The sequence below is a fragment of the Winogradskyella sp. genome, assembly GCF_013213975.1.
Lineage (GTDB): Bacteria > Bacteroidota > Bacteroidia > Flavobacteriales > Flavobacteriaceae > Winogradskyella.
Genome location: NZ_JABSST010000023.1, coordinates 22,790 through 39,171 on the forward strand (window position 1 = coordinate 22,790; position 16,382 = coordinate 39,171).

The following is a 16,382-nucleotide window of genomic DNA, read 5'->3' on the forward strand; positions in this document are numbered from 1 at the left end:
TTATTTATATTTGCCTGCATACTCAATTTTGATGAAATTTAAACGTTTAGCAGAAGATATATATACCAAAGCAAGAGCTGGTTTAATAACAACGGATCATGGCACTATAGAAACACCGATTTTTATGCCTGTTGGAACCGTGGCAACCGTTAAAGGAGTTCATCAAAGAGAACTAAAGAACGATATCAATCCCGATATTATTTTAGGGAACACCTACCACTTGTACTTAAGACCTCAAACTCCAATTCTAGAACAAGCCGGAGGACTGCACAAATTTATGAATTGGGATCGTAATATTCTTACAGATTCGGGAGGCTATCAAGTCTATTCATTATCGGCCAACAGAAAAATCAAAGAAGAAGGCGTTAAGTTTAGATCGCATATAGATGGTAGTTATCATGTCTTTACACCAGAGAATGTCATGGAGGTACAGCGTAGTATTGGGGCAGACATCATTATGGCTTTTGATGAATGTACCCCCTATCCATGCGATTATAATTATGCTAAACGATCAATGCATATGACGCATCGCTGGTTAGAGCGCTGTCTTACACATTTAAAAAAATTGCCATTTAAATATGGTTATGAACAGACGTTTTTTCCGATAGTTCAGGGAAGCACGTATAAAGATCTTAGAATACAATCTGCTGAGTACATTGCAAACGCAGGTGCCCAAGGAAATGCCATTGGTGGATTATCGGTTGGTGAACCTGCTGAAGAAATGTATGCCATGACCGACGTAGTTTGTGATATATTACCAGAAGATAAACCGAGATATCTTATGGGAGTAGGTACACCTATTAATATATTAGAAAACATTGCTTTAGGTGTGGACATGTTTGATTGCGTGATGCCAACACGTAATGCTCGCAATGGCATGTTGTTTACAGCTCATGGAACCATAAATATTAAAAACAAAAAGTGGGCTGACGACTTTTCACCAATAGATGAAATGGGAATTACTTTTGTGGACACAGAATATTCAAAAGCATATTTGAAGCATTTATTTACTGTAAATGAATTATTAGGAAAGCAAATTGCAACGATTCATAACCTTGGTTTCTACTTATGGTTAGTACGAGAGGCAAGAAAACACATTATTGTTGGTGACTTTGGTACTTGGAAAGATAAAATGGTAAAGCAAATGGATAAGCGATTATAAATTGTGAAAATCCTAGATTGGTACATATTAAAACGATATTTACTCACATTTTTAATGATGTTACTCTTGTTTATTCCAATCGGAATAACAGTTGACCTTGCAGAAAAAGTAGGTAAAATTCTTGAAAATAAAGCTCCATTTGCTGAAGTAACGGCCTATTATGTTGATTTTACGGTATACTTTGCAAACTTATTATTTCCATTGTTCTTATTTTTGTCAGTTATTTGGTTTACGTCGAAGTTGGCAAATAATACAGAGATTGTAGCTTTTTTAAGTTCTGGCGTTTCATTTTCCCGATTTTTAAGACCTTATTTAATAGGCGCAACCCTTGTAGCAGGTCTGGCCTTAGTCTTAGGTATGTATCTTGCGCCAATTGCGAGTCAAGGTTTTAATGAATTTAAGTTTAAATACTTAAAGAAGAATAAGAAAGTTCAAAAAACTAGAGATGTTTATCAACAAATTAATGATAATGACTACATCTATGTAAGTAGTTTTGTGCCGGAAAGAAAGGTCGGAATGAATTTTACTTATGAGCACTTTGAGGGTAACGAACTTAAGTATAAAGTCTTTGCAGATAATATTAGGTACATAGAAGAAGATAGTACTTACAGATTGACGGGCTATTTAAAGCGTACTTTTGAAAACGGTATCGAGACAGTCGAAAAGGTCAGACGAAAAACCATCAAATTTTCGTTTGAGTTAGAAGATTTAACTCCAGTTGAATACGCGGCCGAAACTAAGTCTTATGGCGAATTGTTGAGATTTATTGCTGCCGAAAAGCGGCGTGGCTCCCCGAATATTGGTCGTTATGAGGTAGTTAAACTTAAAAAATGGAGTTTGCCAGTTTCCATATTTATTTTAACAATTATTGCTGTTGCCGTTTCTTCTGTCAAGCGCAGAGGAGGAATGGGAATTAATTTGGCTTTTGGAATTGCTATCGCTATGATTTATGTCTTTTTCGATAAAATCTTTGGAGTGATGGCAGAGCAGTCTAATTTTCCTGCGGTAATAGCAGTATGGTTTCCTAATTTTATATTTGGTATTTTAGCGGTATACCTTTTACAAAATGCCAAACGTTAAACTCAAGCATTACCTTCATTTACATTTTTTGGTTTTTATCGCTGGGTTCACAGCTATTTTAGGAGAACTAATAACCATAGGTTCATTAGCTTTAGTATGGTATAGAATGGCTATTGCTGGCGTTTTGATGTTTTTATATGTAAAGCTTATTAGACTTAATTTAAAAATTGATAAAAAAACATTTTTACAGTTTTCAGGGGCTGGTGTTTTAATAGCGTTGCATTGGATTACATTTTTCGAAGCTATTAACCAAGCCAATGTTTCCATTGCTTTAGCTATGTTTTCTTCAGGAGCTTTTTTTGCCTCTTTCATTGAACCTATAATTTTTAAGAGGCGAATTCTTGGCTATGAAATTTTTTTTGGTGTAGTCGTAGTTCTAGGGGTTATATTAATTACCAGTAGTGAAGTGGGGTATATCAATGGAATAATTCTTGGGCTTTTATGTGCTTTGTTTTCTACCATTTTTGCTGTTATTAACGGACGATTTATCGAGAAACATAATGCAACAGTAATCTCATTTTATGAATTTATGAGTGGTGTTGTTTTTATTTCAATATTCATTTTGCTCACAGGAAGACGATTCAATGCAGAGTTTTTTACATTATCTGATATGGATTGGGTTTATATTTTCATTTTAGCATCTATTTGCACGGCTTATGCCTTTATAGGCGCAATTGATGTCATGCGTTATATTAGTCCATATACAGTAATTCTTAGTTATAATTTAGAGCCTGTTTATGGTATTGCTATGGCTTTGGTTTTATTTCCAGATAAAGAGAAAATGACACCGCAATTTTACGTTGGTGCCACTATTATTATAGGTACTATAGTCATGGATGCTATTTTAAAAAACTATAAGAAACGAAAATCTAATAGCACCAGTATAACCAATTAAAGTTTTTATATTTGTACACTTAACTAACTATAAAATTAACTTCAAATTGTATGGAATATTTAGAGTTTGAACTACCTATAAAAGAATTAGAAGAGCAGTTGCAGAAATGTGAAATTATTGGCAAAGAAAGTGATGTTGACGTTACTGAAACTTGCAAGCAGATTGAAAAGAAATTAGCCGATACAAAAAAGAATATTTATAAAAACCTAACGGCTTGGCAACGTGTTCAGTTATCTCGTCATCCTAATAGACCTTATACTTTAGATCATATTAATGCACTTTGTGGAGATTCGTTTTTAGAATTACATGGAGATCGTAATGTAAAAGACGATAAAGCTATGATTGGTGGACTTGGTAAAATTGGAGATCAGACCTACATGTTTATAGGTCAACAAAAAGGTTACAATACCAAAACAAGGCAATACCGTAATTTCGGCATGTCAAATCCAGAAGGATACCGTAAAGCGCTGCGACTAATGAAGTCAGCAGAAAAATTTGGAATCCCTGTTGTCACGCTAATAGATACTCCAGGGGCCTATCCTGGCTTGGAGGCTGAAGAACGAGGTCAGGGAGAAGCGATTGCCAGAAATATCCTTGAAATGGCACGATTAAAAGTTCCAATCATAACTATTATTATTGGAGAAGGTGCTTCTGGTGGTGCACTAGGTATCGGAGTAGGTGATAAGGTAATGATGTTAGAAAATACTTGGTATTCTGTTATTTCCCCTGAATCATGTTCATCAATATTATGGAGAAGTTGGGAATATAAAGAACAGGCTGCAGAAGCATTAAAGCTTACTGCTAAGGATATGAAACGCATGAAGTTAGTGGATTGTATAATCAAAGAACCACTAGGAGGTGCGCACACCGATAGAGAAAAAACATTTTTGGAAGTTAAGGACGCAATTGTTAAGTCTTATAATGAGCTTAAAAACTTATCACCAAAAGAACTGGTAAGTCAACGTATGAATAAATATGACTCAATGGGTGTCTACAAAGATTAAGTCCAATAAACATAGGCAACTAAAAAAACTGAAGTTTTAGACTTCGGTTTTTTTTGTCACTATTAACACAATATTTAAGTTATTAACAGTTAGATTGTTAAAGAACTGTTGAGATTGAAAATCGCTAAGCATGCATTTCATCGATAGTATTTAACTACATTTGTTACTTATGAAACAACCAAATCCCTTAACAGGTTATAAAGTAGATAAAAGCACACTAATCAGCTTAGAAAAAGGTAAAATACCACCGCAAGCTATTGATTTAGAAGAGGTTGTGCTTGGGGCAATGATGATTGATAAAAAGGGAGTTGATGAGGTAATAGATATTTTAAGCCCAGAAGCATTCTATAAAGAAGCGCATAAACATATATTTGAAGCTATTTTCAAATTATTTGAAAGTAGTGAACCAGTTGACTTATTAACCGTTTCAAGTCAATTGAAAAAAGATGAAAAGCTCGATCTTGTCGGAGGTGATTTTTACCTCATTTCACTTACGCAACGCGTATCTTCTTCTGCTCATATTGAGTTTCATGCACGTATCATTCTTCAAAAATTCATTCAACGAAGTTTAATAAAAATATCTAACGAGATTATTGAAGAGGCTTATGATGAAACTAAGGATGTTTTTGATCTTTTAGATAATGCAGAAGCTAAACTTTATGAAGTGACTCAGGGTAATGTTAAGAAATCTACAGAGACTGCTCAAAGTTTAGTAATTCAAGCCAAGAAAAAGATTGAAGATATTTCTAACAAGGAAGGACTGAGCGGTATACCCACAGGATTCGATAAGTTAGATAAACTAACTTCAGGTTGGCAGCCATCTGATTTAATTATTGTTGCTGCAAGACCAGGTATGGGTAAAACGGCTTTAACCTTAACTATGGCAAGAAATATTGCGGTTGATTTTAATAAAGCCGTTGCCTTTTTTTCTTTAGAGATGTCTTCTGTTCAATTAATAACACGTCTTATTTCAAGTGAAACAGGATTATCCTCTGAAAAATTAAGAACAGGAAAGCTAGAGAAGCATGAGTGGGAGCAACTAAATGTAAAAGTTAAAACATTGGAAAAAGCTCCTCTTTTTATAGATGACACACCATCATTATCAATTTTTGATTTGCGTGCTAAAGCAAGACGACTAAAATCCCAATATGACATTAAAGTAATTATGATTGATTACTTACAATTAATGACTGCGGGAGGAAGTCAGAAAGGAGGAAACAGAGAACAAGAGATATCTACAATTTCTCGAAACTTGAAAGCTTTAGCAAAGGAGCTTAATGTTCCTGTAATTGCCTTATCTCAGTTATCGCGTGCTGTTGAAACCAGAGGTGGTAGTAAGCGACCGTTACTATCGGATCTACGTGAATCTGGAGCCATTGAACAGGATGCCGATATTGTATCTTTTATCTACAGACCTGAATATTATAAGATTGATGAATGGGATGATGAAGAACGTTCTCCAACGGAGGGTCAAGGCGAATTTATAGTTGCTAAGCACAGAAACGGTGGATTAGACAATATAAGATTAAAATTTATTGGACATCTTGGTAAATTTGATAACTTGGATGATTTTGATACTCCATTTGGTGAATTCCATTCCAAAATGAACGCTGCTGCTAATGATGACACCTTCAAGCCAGATAATTTCCCAAATCCTTCAGATGCGTTTGATACACCAGAAGACGATGACGTTCCGTTTTAACATCAATTTATAGTTTTACCACCCCCTTTTTAGCGTATCTTTGCCCTCTGCTATTAAAATTAGAATTGCCTCATGTTAAATCAAACACGTACAACAAATATCTTGTTGTTAATTATTGCGATACCTTTAGTGTTTTATCTTCTTAAGATTCTATCTTTCATATTTATTCCGTTAATTTTTTCAATGTTCATAGCATTACTATTTCTACCGTTAATGCGATGGTTAGGAAGACGCAATGTACCTAAGTTTGTTAGCGTAATAATAGTACTCTTATTAGTTACAGGAAGCCTAATGCTGGGTATTGAACTTATACAACTGTCAAGTCGAGAGATTATTGCAACGAAATCGGACTTTTTCCCAAAGGCAGAGGCTAAATTAGCAGATTTGAGACTTTACCTTTTAGATAATTTTGGAATTGAATTTGAACAAGACAAGAATGTTTTAGCGCAATTTTTTGAAAAGGAAAACTTAGGAACAACAATAGGTTATTTGAGGAAATTTTTGACCATGCTCTTAATGACGGCATTTTTTGTAGTACTCTGGCTCGGAGAATCTATAAATGTGCATAAATTATTAAATAGTACAGTTTTAAGACAAAGGCATACTTCCATTAAAGCCTTCATGAAGATTGAAAAGGATTTAATAAAATTTATTAAGGTTAAGTTCTTAGTTAGTGCCCTTACAGGACTCTTTACTGGATTAATGTGTGTGTTTTTTGATGTCAGTTTTCCAATATTTTGGGGCTTATTTGCTTTTGCTATCAATTTTGTTCAAATGGTTGGATCATTTATTTCCGTTATTCTTCTTTCAATTTTCGCCTTTGTAGAGCTGGATCCTACGAGTACATTATTATTTTTTATAGTGGCGATTACGATGGTACAGGTGACTTTTGGAGCTATTCTTGAGCCCATATTTATGGGGAAATCTTTTTCAATAAATATAATAGCTGTTCTCGTAATGTTAATGTTCTGGGGGTTTTTATGGGGAATACCAGGTTTAATTATGGCCATTCCTATAACAGTGTTTCTTAAAATTATTCTTGAGCAATTTCCTAGTACTAAGGTAATTGCAAGTTTACTTTCAGAAACAGAAACCCAGCCAGAAAATCTTTAATTATTCAAATCTTTTAGCAGTTATTTTAAGTATCTTTCTGCTTAAAATATGATCTATGGTACATGGTACTCATAATGCATTAGCAGATTCTAGAAATGATGATATTTTAATATCTATTAATGGAGAACTATTTAAACGAAATGAAGCTAAAATTTCGGTTTTTGATAGTGGCTATCTCGTAGGCGATGGTGTATGGGAAGCGCTAAGACTTCATCATGGTGTTTTAGTGTTTATAGATGATCACTTTAATCGGTTATGGCAATCTGCATCTACTATTGGTATGTCGTTACCTTTTTCAAAACAAGAGTTAACTGACCAAGTTTGGAATACACTGAAGGCAAATAATATGATTGATGGAGTCCATGTTAGAATAATGGTAACTCGCGGAATAAAAAAGACCCCTTCTCAAGATCCTAGATTAACAATTTCTGGGCCTAATGTTGTAATTATTCCAGAATTCAAAACCGCTTCAAGAGAGTCCAAAGACAAAGGAATAACCCTTTTTACAAGTACCGTTAGAAGAGGGTCTCCAGATTATTTAGATCCTAGATTAAACTGTCATAGTAAGTTACATGAAGTCCAAGCCCTTATACAAGCTATTGAAGCTGGAGCTGACGAAGCACTTATGCTAGATGTTAATGGATTCGTTTCTACCTGTAATGCTACAAATTTTTTCATTGTTAGAAATAATGAAGTTTGGACATCTACAAGCAAATATTGCATGAACGGAATTACTAGGGCTAAGGTTATAGAAGTCTGTCGCATGAATAATATTTCATGTTATGAAAAGGATTTTTCGCTATTTGATGTTTATGGTGCAGATGAAGCGTTTGTGACTGGTACTTTTGGTGGTCTTACACCTGTCACCAAAATCGATGGGCGGGTCATTGGAGACGGAAATTTTGGAAAAATGACCAGAGGATTAAGTAATCTTTATGAATCGTTAATAAAAACAACAGTAAATAATGAATAAGGTGAAACGCATATGTCTTTGGTCTGGACCAAGAAATATTTCAACAGCATTAATGTATTCGTTTGCGCAACGAACTGATACCAAAGTTTATGATGAACCTTTATATGCTTATTATTTAAAGAGGCATCCAGAGGCACACAGTTATCATCCTGGCGCTAAAGATATATTAGCGACCATGGAAAATTGTGGAGATAATGTTGTAAACGCTATGATGTCTAATGAAGAGAAACCTGTATTGTTTTTTAAGCACATGACACATCATTTATTAGACTTGGACCGTGAGTTTATGAAAGATACCATTAATATTATTTTGACCAGAGATCCAATAGACATGTTACCTTCATTTGATAAGGTAATCCAAAATCCAACTATCGATGATGTTGGCTACGCCCTTCATTTAGATTTAATAAACTACTTTAATAAAGAAGATATTCCTTTTACAGTATTGGATTCTAGAATGGTATTAGACAATCCAGAAGGTACCTTAAAAAAGCTATGTCAATTTATTCAAATACCTTTTGAAACCTCTATGTTGAATTGGCAACCACAACAGCGCCAAGAAGATGGGATATGGGCTAAATATTGGTATAGTAGTGTCCACAAATCAAATGGGTTTCAAAAATATAAACCTAAGTCAGAAGTATTTCCTAATCATCTGATACCATTATTGAACGAAAGTAAATCGTATTACAATAAAATAGTAGAATACGTTATTTAATATGGGTTAGTCGCCATCAAATGTTCCATCTATTAAGTGACACAGAATAGAACTTCGGTTATTTCATAGGTGTCTAGACCTCCAAAATAAGGCATTGCTGTACAATTGAATGTTCCCATTAAAAAATTGTCTTCAGGATTATGGATCAAAATAGTTACAGTTCCTTCTCCATAATGAAAATCCTTAACACTAAGCGAATCGTCAAAACCGGATACCTCTGTAGTTGTATTTAAAGGGTAAGTACCTAGTGTTGTATCATATCTAACTGATATGAAAATTTCTTTATTGTTCGCATCTCTTGCTCATAATCCAATCCAAACAAAATTATTAATCCCAGGAACGATTTCATTATCAACAAACGCGACACCATCAACTTTTGCGAAAAAAGAATTTCCTTTTTCTAAGAGAATATTACTAAAGATCCCTAATGTAAAATCTTTGACTTCACCAGAATCGCTGCAGCCTGTAAAGTCAAACATTCCTCAAATAGTTGAATTAAAATAGCCTATTTCACTGATTGTTAGTTGGCCCTGTGAAACATTGGAATTATTAGTCGGTTGCCATGCATTAATGGAATCACTAACTGAGGAATAATTACCAAGATTCATTTGATTATTAACCGATATGCCAAGATCGTAAGTTCCTTTATTATCAGAGTTACTTTCTGTACAAGTGAAATATAGTCTTCTAAAGTTACGTTGTAATTTTCACATAATTCACTGTAATTGCTTACGTCACCATTACCAAAATCTTCTTGTACAGAAGATAGATTTTTATCAGTTTCTTCAAATGTTAAAGGTGTATTAATGATAATGGGTCCATCATAAGGTTCATTCTGACATAAAATCAACAAACAGGAAACCGAAAAGAAATAAAGCATGTAAGTTTTTCATTTTTTTAATTCATAGCCATTCAAAGATGATAAAATAGAATCTTAAGTCTTGATAACGAGAATAATGATGAATCTGATGTGCGTAAATTGTATTAACCTTAAAAGAATGATAAAATCCAAATGAATAGACTAAAAAATAAGTATCTTTCGTTAAATTAAGCTGAACTTGAAAAAAATCATTTTAATATTAAGTATTCTGTTTTTAAGTAGCAATGTTTATGCTTCTTATATTCTAATTCCTATGGATGCAGAATCTCAAGAGAATCACCTGAAGGCCTATGGTGTAACGTATTGGACCTTAGAACGTGAGCTTAAAGTAAAATGGTTACTTAATTACAGAGGAGGTTCTTTTTTATTACCTAATGCTGAGATTATTCAACGAGAATGCCAAATTCGAGGAGTTTCTTTTGAATTGATTTCTGATGCAAAGGCTGCTCAGATTCTTGATGAAATTAGCAGCCCAGCCGTAAATCAAGAAGCTGTTGTCTTAGAGAAAGCACCAAAGATTGCAGTTTACACGCCTTACGGAAAACAACCATGGGATGATGCCGTGACTATGGTTCTGACTTATGCAGAAATTCCATACGAAACAATTTATGACGAAGAAGTATTGAATGACGAATTATTGCTTTACGATTGGTTACATCTACATCATGAAGATTTTACAGGACAATATGGTAAATTTTATAGGACATATCGTTCTGCAGCATGGTATATAGAGGAGAAAAAAGAAGCCGAAGCATTAGCACAAAAGTTAGGTTATGATAAAGTATCTGATGCTAAGTTAGACGTTGCTTTAAAAATTAGGGACTATGTAGTAGGTGGTGGGTTTATGTTTGCCATGTGCTCAGCAACAGATAGCTTTGATATTGCGTTATCTGCAGAAGGTGTTGATATTTGCGAACCCATGTTTGACGGAGATGCTAGCGATCCTGGATATCAAAATAAAATTGATTTTTCCAAAACATTTGCATTTAAGGATTATGTCTTAGAGCGCAGTCCAAATGTTTATGAGTTTTCTTCTATTGATATGACACGTAAGCGCCAAATACCTTTTAAAACTGATTATTTTTCTTTAATGGAGTATTCTGCAAAATGGGATCCAATACCAACCATGCTAACCCAAAATCATACATCCTTAGTAAAAGGGTTTATGGGCCAAACCACATCATTCACAAGAGACCAGATAAAATCTAATGTCTTAGTGATGGGTGAAAATCGTACTAATGGAGAGGCTAAATACATTCACGGAATAAAGGGAAAAGGTTTTTTTACATTTTATGGAGGTCACGATCCTGAAGACTATACACATCGTGTTGGTGATCCAAAAACAGAATTGGACTTACATCCAACGTCTCCCGGCTATCGATTAATTCTAAATAACGTCCTATTTCCAGCAGCTAAGAAAAAGAAGCAGAAAACCTAATGGCTTTTTAAATGAATAACAGACAACGCTCTTTTTTTCAGCTTTTTATCTCATCTATTTTTTATTGGCTATTTGCTTTTACCTTGTTTATCGCTATCCGATATAATGGATTAGTGGAAGAATTGGCTTTGTATACAGATGAATATTTGGGTCTTCCAATTCTTGCATTTTATAAGTATGGTCTAATTTTGGGTCTTTTGCTCGGCGTTTTTTATGCTATAATTGAATTTCTTTTTGACGAATTTTTGAGCAAAAAGTTAATATTAGGAGTAAGTGTAATATTTAAATCTTTTATTTATCTGGCCCTTATCATAATTGTTCTAAGTTTACTTTCCTTTAGTATTGAAGAGCAAATTGATATTGATTTACCCAATGAAAGGGGGTGGTGGCGAACAGATCCCTTTTTCTGGAATACAGTAATATTTTTTGTTTCATCCTCTGTGGTTTTTTCCCTTATCAGAATAGCAAATGATAAATTCGGAAGAGGAATGTTTATTAATATTTTGTTGGGCAAATATAGAAAGCCAAGAGAGGAAACACGAATTCTTATGTTTCTTGACTTGAAAGATTCTACAAAGATTGCCGAAAGATTAGGTCATGTAAAGTACAGCAAATTTATTCAAGATTGTTTTACAGATTTAAATAAGGTCTTGGCAAAGTTTGAAGCCGAAGTCTATCAATATGTCGGTGATGAAGCTGTGGTGACATGGACAGAAAAGAAAGGCTTTAAAAGCAGTAATTGTATAAATTTATTTTTTGCCTTTAGGAAACAATTGCATCTGCGTAATCAATATTATGAATCAGCTTTTAGCTTTAAACCAATATTTAAAGCGGGTATACATTATGGTGAATTAATGATAGCGGAAGTTGGTACTGTTAAAAAAGAGATTGCATTTCATGGGGATGTTATTAATACTGCTTCTCGCATACAAAGTTTATGTAATAATTATAATGCACAGCTTTTAGTTTCAGAAACCGTATTAAATAATATTATTTTAGAAAAAATGTATAAAATACATTCTAAAGGGGATATTAAACTTATAGGAAGGGAAAGTACTGTGAAGGTTTTTGAAATTACAGAAGATACATAGAATAAGACGTTCACTATGAAATATTTTCAAAAAGAAATACAATTACAATCGTTTAATAGGGGATATCATTTGATAACTGAAAGTGTCATAAGTGCAATTCCTGAAATAGCAGAAGTTCAAATAGGGCAATTGCAGGTTTTTATTAAACATACGTCAGCTAGTTTAACCATAAATGAAAATGCAGACCCTACTGTTCGTTTAGATTTTGAGAGCCACTTGAATAAAATCGTACCTGAAAATCAACCTTATTATAAACATGTTTGTGAAGGTCCAGATGATATGCCAGCACATATTAAAACATCATTAATCGGTACGTCAATTCAAATTCCTATAACCAATGGAAGATTAAATTTAGGAATATGGCAGGGTATATATTTATGCGAACATAGAAATGATGCTTCCGGAAGGCGATTAGTTGTTACTGTCTTTGGTAAATAAAAAAATCCGATTCTTTTGAATCGGATTTTACTTAAGCGAAATGTTGTTATTACTGAGGCGTAAAGCCCTTATTTAACTTTGTTAACTATTGCTTCAAAAGCTTCTGGGTGATGCATTGCTAAATCTGCAAGAACCTTACGATTCAATTCGATATTATTAGCTTTTAATTTACCCATAAACTTTGAATAGCTCATTCCATGTTGTCTAGCACCAGCGTTGATACGCATAATCCATAATGCACGGAATGTTCTTTTTTTATTTCTACGGTCTCTATACGAATATTGCATCGCTTTGTCAACCGCATTTTTGGCTACTGTCCAAACGTTTTTACGTCTTCCCCAGTATCCTTTTGCTTGCTTAAGAACCTTTTTCCTTCTAGCTCTTTTCGCAACTGAATTTACTGATCTTGGCATGTTTTTAATTGTTTTTTGTAGTAGGCGACCTTTTTTTAATAAAGATACTTGCTAAATTCTTTTGCCTAACTCCAGGGTTTATAAATTATTTTAACCGATTAAAACAAGATTACTTTTACTTTAAACGTAACATTGTTTTAATATTATCCTCGTCAGACTTATGTACTAATGTATCATGAGTTAACGCTAGCTTACGCTTTTTAGATTTTTTTGTCAAGATATGACTCTTAAAAGCGTGCTTTCTTTTAATCTTACCAGTGCCAGTTAGTTTGAAACGTTTCTTAGCACTCGATTTTGTTTTCATTTTAGGCATTTTGTCCTAGTTTTAATTTACGTTTCGCTTATTTTATGCGCCATCAATTATGTTGCGGCGTAATTTATTTAGTTTTTTTAGGTGCAATGAACATAATCATTCGTTTCCCTTCGAGTTTTGGCATTTGTTCCACTTTACCATACTCCTCAAGATCCTGAGCTAATCTCAATAACAATATTTGTCCTTGCTCCTTAAATACAATAGATCTACCTTTAAAAAACACAAAAGCTTTTAACTTCGCCCCATCCTTTAAGAACTTAACAGCATGTTTCTTTTTAAATTCGTAATCATGGTCATCAGTTTGTGGACCAAAACGAATTTCTTTCACAACTACTTTAGTAGCTTTTGCTTTTAAAGCTTTTTCACGTTTCTTTTGTTCATAGAGAAACTTTTTATAATCCATGATTTTACAAACAGGAGGATTCGCATTTGGTGAAATTTCAACCAGATCTAATCCTTGTTCGTCGGCCATGTAAAGTGCTTTTCTGATAGAATATACCCCAACTTCCACATTGTCTCCTACAACTCTTACTTCTTCAGATCTAATTTTAGAATTGATACGATGCTTGTCTTCTTGAACCTCGCGTCTATTGTAATTCCTTCTGTTTCTACGTATTGCTATGGCTTATAATTTTAGTTAAACTTTATTTAAAAGTCTTTAGACTTTTACTCACTTTATTTTTAATAATTTCAGAAAACGAAGATACACTAATTGTACCAAGATCCTCACCGCCGTGCTGTCTCACTGAAATTGTATTCTCTTTCTCTTCTTGCTCTCCAACGATTATAATGTAAGGATATTTTTTCATTTCGGCTTCCCGAATTTTCTTACCTACCGTCTCATTTCTATTATCAGCGAGGGCGCGAATTTCGCTAATTTCTAGCAAATTTAAAACTTTTTCAGCGTATTTTTCGTATTTCTCACTCACAGACAATACAATAGCCTGTTCAGGCATTAGCCAAAGTGGAAAATTACCACCCGTATGTTCTAATAATATAGCTACAAACCGTTCCATACTACCAAATGGAGCTCTATGTATCATAACGGGGCGATGAAGCAAATTGTCACTGCCTTTATAATTTAAATCAAATCGTTCAGGAAGATTATAATCTACTTGAATTGTGCCTAATTGCCATTGACGTCCTAAAGCGTCTTTAACCATAAAATCTAACTTTGGGCCATAAAATGCAGCTTCGCCAGTTTCTACCACATAATTTAATCCCTTGTCTTTGGCAGCATTTAAAATGGCTTGTTCAGCTTTATCCCAATTTTCATCACTTCCAATATATTTTTCAGGATTTTCAGGGTCTCTTAGGGATACTTGTGCTTTAAAATCTTCAAACCCTAGTGAATTAAATACATATAGAACTAGGTCAATAACGTCCTTAAATTCTGCATCTAATTGATCAGGAGTACAAAAAATATGGGCATCATCTTGCGTAAAGCCTCTAACGCGTGTCAATCCATGTAATTCACCACTTTGTTCATATCTGTAAACTGTTCCAAATTCTGCAAATCTAATTGGTAGTTCTTTGTAAGAATAAGGACGCGCATTGTAAATTTCACAATGATGCGGACAGTTCATTGGCTTCAATAAAAATTCCTCACCTTCAGCTGGAGTGTTGATGGGTTGAAAACTATCTTCACCGTACTTCGCGAAATGACCTGAAGTGACATACAAATCCTTGTTTCCAATGTGAGGTGTAACGACCATTTTGTATCCAGCCTTTTTCTGAGCAGCTTTCAGGAAATTTTCTAGACGCTCCCTTAATTCGGCTCCTTTAGGTAACCATAGTGGTAAACCTTGTCCAACAGTCTTTGAAAACGTAAATAATTCTAGTTCTTTGCCAAGTTTTCTATGATCACGTTTTTTGGCTTCTTCAACAAGTTGTAAATATTCTTTGAGTTCTTTTTGCTTTGGAAAAGAAATACCATAAACTCTAGTAAGTTGTTTCTCGTTTTCGTCTCCTTTATAGTAAGCGCCCGCAACACTTAATATTTTAACGGCTTTGATAATGCCAGTATTCGGGATATGCCCTCCGCGGCACAAATCTGTGAACGAAGAGTGATCGCAAAAACTAATTGTACCATCTTTAAGATTTTCGATTAAATCAACTTTGTATTCATTTTTACCTTTATAATAAGAAAGTGCATCTGCCTTAGATACTTCACGCATTTTGAATTCATGCTTTCCTCTGGCAATTTCTATCATTTTATCTTCTATTGCCTTAAAATCCTTATCGGAGATACTTTCTTCTCCTAAATCAACATCATAATAGAAACCATTTTCTATAGCGGGACCAACCCAAAGTTTTACATTTGGATATAATTCTTCTAATGCTTGCGCTAATACGTGTGCAGAGGAGTGCCAAAATGCTTTTTTACCTTCCTCATCTCTCCATGTATATAATGTAAGACTTCCATCGGTGGTTAATGGAGTGGTCGTTTCAACAACACTGTTATTGAATTTTGCTGAGATAACATTTCGCGCGAACCCCTCGCTAATATCTACAGCCACTTCATAAGGTGTTACATCTTTATCGAAAGATCTTACAGAACCGTCTGGTAGAGTAATTTTAATCATTATATAATTGTCTAAATTTTAGCCCACAAAGATATACCTATATATATAAAGGACAAAGTGAAGTAATGAATAAAAAAAACAACTCATAATCTCCTGTTAAACTGAATGTTATAAAATATTAAAAATAATTTTAAAAAAAAGTGTTGCAGGAATATAAAGTAGTTATATATTTGCGCCCGCTTAGGGGCATAAAAGTGTTTTCGAAGCGAGAGTTCATTTCCAAGATAAGATGTCAGAAAAAAAATTTAAATATTTTTTTGTTAGATGTTGTGGGAATAAAAAAAGGGTTTTATATTTGCACCCGCTTTGGAGGGGAACCTCAAGAAAAGTGAATAAAAAAGTTCATTAACATATTGAATTGACAGCGTAAGAGATTAACTGGAAACGGTTAATTTCAGACAAGAGAATAGATCATTTTAGAGTACTGGAATAATTTCTTATTAGTTGTTAGAGAATAAGTCGAGAGACTTAAAAATTTAACGATGAAGAGTTTGATCCTGGCTCAGGATGAACGCTAGCGGCAGGCCTAACACATGCAAGTCGAACGGTAACATAAAGAAGCTTGCTTTTTTGATGA

The 16,382-nt window shown here is 34.0% G+C and carries 16 protein-coding genes and 1 rRNA gene; 12 read left to right on the plus strand and 5 right to left on the minus strand.

The window, feature by feature from the left end:
• The first annotated feature begins 31 nt into the window (after nt 1–31).
• From tgt to HRU49_RS04985, 8 genes are all read left to right on the plus strand, one after another.
• Nucleotides 32–1,162 carry a tRNA guanosine(34) transglycosylase Tgt gene (gene tgt, locus HRU49_RS04950; RefSeq protein ID WP_296354761.1) on the plus strand — a complete coding sequence of 377 codons (1,131 nt, stop codon included), beginning with the start codon at nt 32–34 and terminating at the stop codon, nt 1,160–1,162.
• 3 nt (nt 1,163–1,165) lie between these two features.
• Entirely contained in the window at nt 1,166–2,242 is a 1,077-nt protein-coding gene (locus tag HRU49_RS04955; RefSeq protein ID WP_296354764.1) for an LptF/LptG family permease, read from the plus strand.
• A complete protein-coding gene (locus tag HRU49_RS04960; protein ID WP_296354767.1) occupies nt 2,229–3,137 on the plus strand; it encodes a DMT family transporter in 909 nt (302 codons plus the stop codon). The genes HRU49_RS04955 and HRU49_RS04960 overlap by 14 nt, the downstream gene beginning before the upstream one ends.
• A 50-nt stretch (nt 3,138–3,187) precedes the next feature.
• Nucleotides 3,188–4,141 carry an acetyl-CoA carboxylase carboxyltransferase subunit alpha gene (locus tag HRU49_RS04965; RefSeq protein ID WP_296354769.1) on the plus strand — a complete coding sequence of 318 codons (954 nt, stop codon included), beginning with the start codon at nt 3,188–3,190 and terminating at the stop codon, nt 4,139–4,141.
• A gap of 169 nt (nt 4,142–4,310) precedes the next feature.
• Complete coding sequence (gene dnaB, locus HRU49_RS04970; RefSeq protein WP_296354772.1) at nt 4,311–5,843, plus strand: replicative DNA helicase; 1,533 nt, start codon at nt 4,311–4,313, stop codon at nt 5,841–5,843.
• 72 nt (nt 5,844–5,915) lie between these two features.
• On the plus strand, nt 5,916–6,956 hold the full coding sequence (locus HRU49_RS04975) for an AI-2E family transporter (RefSeq protein WP_296354773.1): 1,041 nt from the start codon (nt 5,916–5,918) through the stop codon (nt 6,954–6,956).
• A gap of 55 nt (nt 6,957–7,011) precedes the next feature.
• Nucleotides 7,012–7,929, plus strand: coding sequence for an aminotransferase class IV (locus HRU49_RS04980; RefSeq protein WP_296354775.1), 918 nt, complete (start codon nt 7,012–7,014; stop codon nt 7,927–7,929).
• Nucleotides 7,922–8,647: a sulfotransferase family protein gene (locus tag HRU49_RS04985; protein WP_296354777.1), complete on the plus strand. Its 726-nt coding sequence runs from the start codon at nt 7,922–7,924 to the stop codon at nt 8,645–8,647. Before HRU49_RS04980 ends, HRU49_RS04985 begins: the two co-directional genes overlap by 8 nt.
• Nucleotides 8,648–8,949: 302 nt before the next feature.
• On the opposite strand, the gene HRU49_RS04990 is transcribed toward HRU49_RS04985, so the two are convergent.
• Entirely contained in the window at nt 8,950–9,126 is a 177-nt protein-coding gene (locus HRU49_RS04990) for a hypothetical protein (RefSeq protein ID WP_296354779.1), read from the minus strand.
• A 579-nt stretch (nt 9,127–9,705) separates the two neighbouring features.
• Between HRU49_RS04990 and HRU49_RS04995 the strand changes: the two genes are divergently transcribed.
• From HRU49_RS04995 to HRU49_RS05005, 3 genes are read left to right on the plus strand one after another with little or no spacing between them, the layout of a single operon-like run.
• Nucleotides 9,706–10,965: an asparagine synthetase B gene (locus tag HRU49_RS04995; protein ID WP_296354780.1), complete on the plus strand. Its 1,260-nt coding sequence runs from the start codon at nt 9,706–9,708 to the stop codon at nt 10,963–10,965.
• Nucleotides 10,966–10,976: 11 nt separating this feature from the next.
• Nucleotides 10,977–12,056 (plus strand): adenylate/guanylate cyclase domain-containing protein, encoded by a 1,080-nt coding sequence (locus HRU49_RS05000; protein WP_296354782.1) that lies wholly within the window; start codon nt 10,977–10,979, stop codon nt 12,054–12,056.
• Nucleotides 12,057–12,071: 15 nt separating this feature from the next.
• Complete coding sequence (locus tag HRU49_RS05005) at nt 12,072–12,494, plus strand: secondary thiamine-phosphate synthase enzyme YjbQ (protein ID WP_296354784.1); 423 nt, start codon at nt 12,072–12,074, stop codon at nt 12,492–12,494.
• 68 nt (nt 12,495–12,562) lie between these two features.
• Here the strand turns inward: HRU49_RS05005 and rplT are convergent, their stop codons facing one another.
• From rplT to thrS, 4 genes are all read right to left on the minus strand, one after another.
• Nucleotides 12,563–12,907: a 50S ribosomal protein L20 gene (gene rplT / locus HRU49_RS05010; protein WP_296354786.1), complete on the minus strand. Its 345-nt coding sequence runs from the start codon at nt 12,905–12,907 to the stop codon at nt 12,563–12,565.
• Between the two features lie 115 nt (nt 12,908–13,022).
• The gene (gene rpmI, locus HRU49_RS05015) at nt 13,023–13,220 is read right to left on the minus strand and encodes a 50S ribosomal protein L35 (protein ID WP_129761794.1); all 198 of its coding nucleotides are present in this window, start codon (nt 13,218–13,220) and stop codon (nt 13,023–13,025) included.
• A gap of 64 nt (nt 13,221–13,284) precedes the next feature.
• Nucleotides 13,285–13,779, minus strand: coding sequence for a translation initiation factor IF-3 (gene infC, locus HRU49_RS05020; RefSeq protein WP_296354797.1), 495 nt, complete (start codon nt 13,777–13,779; stop codon nt 13,285–13,287).
• A gap of 85 nt (nt 13,780–13,864) precedes the next feature.
• The gene (gene thrS / locus HRU49_RS05025) at nt 13,865–15,805 is read right to left on the minus strand and encodes a threonine--tRNA ligase (RefSeq protein WP_296354795.1); all 1,941 of its coding nucleotides are present in this window, start codon (nt 15,803–15,805) and stop codon (nt 13,865–13,867) included.
• A 479-nt stretch (nt 15,806–16,284) separates the two neighbouring features.
• On the opposite strand from thrS, the gene HRU49_RS05030 reads away from it, so the two are divergent.
• Nucleotides 16,285–16,382, plus strand: a 16S ribosomal RNA gene (locus tag HRU49_RS05030); the annotation flags it as partial.

Excerpts from the sequence above, each read along its gene's own strand:
- tgt (WP_296354761.1), top strand. The coding sequence starts at position 32 with ATGAAATTTAAACGTTTAGCAGAAGATATATATACCAAAGCAAGAGCT.
- HRU49_RS04960 (WP_296354767.1), top strand. The coding sequence starts at position 2,229 with ATGCCAAACGTTAAACTCAAGCATTACCTTCATTTACATTTTTTGGTT.
- HRU49_RS04965 (WP_296354769.1), top strand. The coding sequence starts at position 3,188 with ATGGAATATTTAGAGTTTGAACTACCTATAAAAGAATTAGAAGAGCAG.
- dnaB (WP_296354772.1), top strand. The coding sequence starts at position 4,311 with ATGAAACAACCAAATCCCTTAACAGGTTATAAAGTAGATAAAAGCACA.
- HRU49_RS04975 (WP_296354773.1), top strand. The coding sequence starts at position 5,916 with ATGTTAAATCAAACACGTACAACAAATATCTTGTTGTTAATTATTGCG.
- HRU49_RS04980 (WP_296354775.1), top strand. The coding sequence starts at position 7,012 with ATGGTACATGGTACTCATAATGCATTAGCAGATTCTAGAAATGATGAT.
- HRU49_RS04985 (WP_296354777.1), top strand. The coding sequence starts at position 7,922 with ATGAATAAGGTGAAACGCATATGTCTTTGGTCTGGACCAAGAAATATT.
- HRU49_RS04990 (WP_296354779.1), bottom strand. The coding sequence starts at position 9,126 with ATGTTTGACTTTACAGGCTGCAGCGATTCTGGTGAAGTCAAAGATTTT.
- HRU49_RS05000 (WP_296354782.1), top strand. The coding sequence starts at position 10,977 with ATGAATAACAGACAACGCTCTTTTTTTCAGCTTTTTATCTCATCTATT.
- HRU49_RS05005 (WP_296354784.1), top strand. The coding sequence starts at position 12,072 with ATGAAATATTTTCAAAAAGAAATACAATTACAATCGTTTAATAGGGGA.
- rplT (WP_296354786.1), bottom strand. The coding sequence starts at position 12,907 with ATGCCAAGATCAGTAAATTCAGTTGCGAAAAGAGCTAGAAGGAAAAAG.
- rpmI (WP_129761794.1), bottom strand. The coding sequence starts at position 13,220 with ATGCCTAAAATGAAAACAAAATCGAGTGCTAAGAAACGTTTCAAACTA.
- thrS (WP_296354795.1), bottom strand. The coding sequence starts at position 15,805 with ATGATTAAAATTACTCTACCAGACGGTTCTGTAAGATCTTTCGATAAA.